This window comes from Stenotrophomonas sp. P5_B8, from assembly GCF_054049855.1.
The window spans coordinates 1-775 of record NZ_JBFULO010000808.1 but is presented as its reverse complement, the minus strand read 5'-3'; the positions used below and the strand labels follow the sequence as shown (position 1 = coordinate 775).

2 protein-coding genes are annotated in these 775 nt (G+C 50.4%); both read right to left on the bottom strand.

Annotated elements, in window-relative coordinates:
• A partial coding sequence (locus ACXJKH_RS21585) for a hypothetical protein (RefSeq protein ID WP_457322451.1) occupies nucleotides 1–566 on the bottom strand: 566 nt, incomplete at its 3' end.
• The coding region (locus ACXJKH_RS21580) for a hypothetical protein (RefSeq protein WP_457322449.1) at nucleotides 566–775 on the bottom strand (210 nt) is incomplete at its 5' end. The genes ACXJKH_RS21585 and ACXJKH_RS21580, both read right to left, overlap by 1 nt.

Sequence of the window (775 nt, the reverse complement as noted above, 5' to 3'; positions counted from 1 at the left end):
GAATTACTACTGGAAATCGCACTCCATAAGTCAGGCATCCCGAGCAATGGGACAAGCTGATTATCCCCTGAGCAAGACGTCCGCTTCGGCTCAATACCTGAACGATCGATCACAAGCCAAGAGTGCCTTGTCTTTCCGATCTCCAACTCTGCCCTGCCAGATCGCCAGCGMCATGCCAGGGTGATCGTGCCATTCGGATTTGGGTATGCAATTGGCAAACTCATGCTGCCAGCCATCTTCTCAACGAAGCCGATAGCCGACTCGATTGCTTCCATTGCAATTGGAAGCGCGCCTTCGCCGTCCCAATCCTCCGAAAGCGAAGAGAAACTGCGGATTTCCGATCTAAGTTCAATAGACGCAGCCGCAGCGTGCCAGGTGCGCGTCAACTCTTTAGATTGCGCAACTCTCGCACCATAGCTCAGAAGCGGGTTGGCGGCTCCAGCGCTAAACGCAGAGGAAAACGAAAGACCCGAGTTATTGAGCACAAACGAGGCCATCGCGTCGGTGACGCACAAATGTGCATTCATCGAGACAATTGAATTATTAATGATCGAGTTATGCAACACTACCCCTCTCCCATTTTCAAATTAGCCTTAATCCTCGGACTCCTGTTAATCATCTCAAAAAACGCATCGTGTGCAATTTTCTGAAGATCACTGAAGCACTGCATCACCTTGCCCACGTCCACATCCTTCAAAGACTCAGATGTAACCGTAGTATTCATGACAATTCCCGTTTTATCGTGAACGCCACCCTCTCCCACATCAAGCGCCAA